The 3,492-nt window shown below is 71.6% G+C and carries 4 protein-coding genes; all 4 read right to left on the bottom strand.

Going from position 1 to position 3,492, the window contains the following annotated elements; genetic code table 11:
- Positions 1 to 306: DUF362 domain-containing protein (locus VGV13_14670; protein HEV8642338.1), on the bottom strand; the 306-nt coding region annotated here is incomplete at its 3' end.
- A gap of 33 nt (positions 307 to 339) precedes the next feature.
- Positions 340 to 1,218, bottom strand: a complete 879-nt coding sequence (locus tag VGV13_14665; GenBank protein HEV8642337.1) for a decaprenyl-phosphate phosphoribosyltransferase — start codon at positions 1,216 to 1,218, stop codon at positions 340 to 342.
- Between the two features lie 7 nt (positions 1,219 to 1,225).
- A complete protein-coding gene (locus tag VGV13_14660) occupies positions 1,226 to 2,539 on the bottom strand; it encodes a nucleotide sugar dehydrogenase (protein HEV8642336.1) in 1,314 nt (437 codons plus the stop codon).
- Between the two features lie 169 nt (positions 2,540 to 2,708).
- The coding region (locus VGV13_14655) for a DegT/DnrJ/EryC1/StrS family aminotransferase (GenBank protein HEV8642335.1) at positions 2,709 to 3,492 on the bottom strand (784 nt) is incomplete at its 5' end.

Here is a 3,492-nt window from a genome sequence, read left to right as displayed (position 1 = left end):
CAGCACCGGCAGCCACTTGTTGTTCCGGGCCCCGGTCACCGGGTCCGTCACCACCGTCTTGTTCTCGACGGGGAAGATGCGCCGACGATCGTAGCCGTCGTCCAGCAGGGTCTTGACGACGCCGTCCACCTGCCAGGGCTGGCTGGAGCAGGCCGGGAAGTACTTGGTCCAGGAGAGGTTGAGCTTGAGGACGAGGTCCCGATCGCGCGCGAGCGCCTGTTCGTACTTCACCAGGCGCATCAGACGTCCGTAGTCCTCCACGACGCTTTCGGGACGCGTTCTGAGGACGGCGACCTGGCTCTTCATCCTGGGCGGGCCGCTATTGTACCCGACCGGCCCCTACCCCACCCGGGGGCCGTAGAGGATGACGACGACGCTCAGTATCCAGAGCAGGGCGTTCACGAGGAGCGGCCGGTCGTTCAGGAACAGTTCGGAGGGGGCGCCGCCCATCTGGCACCGGTAGAGCAGATACAGGTAGCGGAAGATGCCGTAGAGCACGAACGGCAGCGTCGCCGGCAGCAGGCGCGTGTCGAACTTCGCCACCGTCTCCGGCGACATCGTGTAGAGCGCGTAGGCGGTCACCATGGAGGCCGTCACCACCGCGATCATCTGATCGAGCAGGCCCGCGCTGTACTCGGCCAGGATGGGCCGGTGGCGCGCCGCCCCCTCGGCGAGCGTGAGGACCTCGTGCCGCCGCTTGCCCAGCGCGAGGAACAGCGCCATGAGACTCGTGCAGATCAGGAGCCAGCCCGAGATCTCCACGTCGATGGCCACCGCGCCGGCCACGGCGCGCAGCACGAAGCCCGACGCCACGACGATGACGTCGACGATCACCAGGTGCTTGAGCCACACCGAGTAGGCGCCCATCAGCGCGACGTAAGCCAGGCTGACCAGCGCCAGCGGCGGCGAGATGGCCAGGCTGGCCGCCAGGCCTGCCGCCATCAGGACGATCGCCGCCGCCACCGCCGTCCCCGCCGGCAGCCGCCCGGCGGCGATCGGCCGCTCGCGCTTGCGGGGGTGGAGCCGGTCCTTCTCGCGGTCGGCGACGTCGTTGAGGAGATAGACGGCGCCGGACAACGCGCAGAACACCGCGAAGGTGGCGAGCGCGGCCCCCGCCAGCGGCGTGAAGAGCTTCTGGGAGAAGATGAGCCCGGCGAAGACGAAGAGGTTCTTCACCCACTGGCGGGGCCGGAGGGAGGCGAGGACCGCCGCCAGCAAGAGGCGCTTAGAGGCGGATGACGTGCGGGGCGCGGCCCAGGCCCGCCGTCGCGTTCCGCGTATCGATGACGAGGCGGGCGTGCTCGACGATGGTCGCCCAGTCGTAGCCGGCGTGCGGCGTGAGGATCAGCACGACGTCGTAGGCCCCCAGGTCGCCGGGAGCCCACTCGACGGAGGCGAACTTGACGCCGTTGATCGACACGCTGGGGACGTGGGGATCGTGGTAGGCCACCCGGGCGCCCTTGTGGACGAGCGCGTCGATGATCTCCAGCGCCGGCGCGTCGCGGGTATCGGCGACGTTCGGCTTGTAGGCGACGCCCAGGGCCAGGACCCGCGCCCCCCGGAGGGCACGCTCGCGATCGTTCAGCGCGTCGGTCACCATCTCCACGACGTAGGCAGGCATGTGGCGGTTGATCTCGTCGGCGAAGGCGATGAAGCGCGGCTCGTAGCCGGCCAGGCGGACCCGCCAGCTGAGATAGTGCGGGTCCGACGGCAAACAGTGCCCCCCCAGGCCGGGGCCCGGGTAGAAGGGCATGAAGCCGAAGGGCTTGGTGGCCGCCGCTCCGATCACCTCCCACACGGAGATGCCCAGCCGGCGGCACATGATCGCGAACTCGTTGGCCAGCGCGATGTTGACGGATCGGAAGGTGTTCTCCAGCAGCTTGACCATCTCGGCCGCGCCCGGGCTGGATACCACGATCACCCGCTCGGTGATCCGCCGGTAGAGCGTGGTGGCCAGGGCGGCGCACGTGGGCGTGAGCCCGCCCACCACCTTGGGGATGGTGCGCAGCGTGTGGTCGCGGTTGCCGGGGTCGATGCGCTCGGGCGAGAAGGCGAGAAAGATGTCCGTGCCGGCCTTGAGCCCCCGGGCCTCCAGGCGCGGCGCCAGCACCTCCTGGGTGGTGCCGGGGTAGGTCGTGGACTCGAGCACGATGAGTTGGCCGGGCCGGGCGACGGATGCGACGGCGTCGGCGGCGGCGATGATATTGGAGATGTCGGGCTCCTTGGACTTGCCCAGCGGCGTGGGCACGCAGATGACGATGGCGTCGGCGTGCCCCAGCGCCCCGTAGTCGTCGGACGCGCTGAGGCGCCCGGCCCTCACCGCGGCCCTGAGCGCCTCGGTGGAGACATCCTCGATGAAGCTCTGGCCGGCGCCGATACCGGCGATGCGGCGCGCGTCGAGATCGATCCCGAGGACGGTGGCGCCCGACTCCGCGAAGGCGACGGCCAGCGGCAGACCGACGTAACCGAGCCCGATCACGCCAACGGTGGGGGCGGCGGCCAGGCGCGCGCTCAGCGCTTCGGCGGCGGGACCGCTCATTGGTCGGAGGGGGCGACTCCACCGGCGCGCCCACAGGGCGCGCCGGCCCCCTCCGAGATCCATAGTCGGAGGAGGCCTCGCGGCCCCCTCCGAACCATCCCGGAGGGTTGCGCCGGCGAAGCCGGCGCTCGAGGACGCGCGCTCGACTCTTGGGTTGACACTGGAGGTCTCATATCCGCTCGCAGGCCCGGCGAACGGCCGCGGCGACCGCCTCGACCTCCTCGTCGCGCAGCTCGGCGAAGCACGGCAGCGACAGCACCTCGCGGGCAGCGCGCGAGGCTTCCGGCCACCGGCGCTCGGCGGATTCACTCAGGCTCGCCTCGGGCGCGCTCCGCCTCCGGCTCCGCGGCCGCCCTGCGGCTCGCACGACCTCCAGGCTCGCCTCGGGCGCGCCGAACATCGGCTGCGCGGGGACCGGGATCGGGTAGTGCACCGCGGTGCCCACGCCGAGATCGGCCAGGGCCTTGGCTAGCGCGTCGCGCTGCGGATGCCGCACGGTATAGAGATGATACACGTGTCGCGCGCCCGGGCGCTCGCCCGGTAGGCCCAGCGGCAGGCCGGCCAGCAGGGTGCGATACCGCCCGGCGATCCGCCGGCGCGCCTCGGTCCAGGCGCCGAGGTGGCGCAGCTTCACGCGTAAGATAGCCGCCTGCAGCTCGTCCAGGCGCGCGGTGTAGCCCAGCTCCAGGTGCCGGTAGCGGCCGCCGTCGCCGTGATGGCGGAGGCGCCGCACGCGCTCGGCCACGTCGTCGCGCTCGGTCAGGACCATCCCGCCGTCGCCGCAGGCGCCGAGGTTCTTGGTCGGATAGAACGACAGGCACACGGCGTCGCCCCACGCCCCGATCCCCCGATCGGCGTATCGCGCCCCCACAGCCTGGGCGGCGTCCGCCACGACAGCCAGCCCGTGGTTTCGGGCGATCGCGGCGACGGCGTCCATCGCGGCCGGCTGGCCA

Source organism: Candidatus Methylomirabilota bacterium, from assembly GCA_036001065.1.
Lineage (GTDB): Bacteria > Methylomirabilota > Methylomirabilia > Rokubacteriales > CSP1-6 > MNEF01.
The sequence above is the reverse complement of the archived record's forward strand: the minus strand, read 5'-3'. Positions and strand labels throughout refer to the sequence as shown.

What these genes read in the sequence shown, in the direction of transcription:
- VGV13_14660 (HEV8642336.1), bottom strand. Translation starts at nt 2,539, where the DNA reads ATGAGCGGTCCCGCCGCCGAAGCGCTGAGCGCGCGCCTGGCCGCCGCC.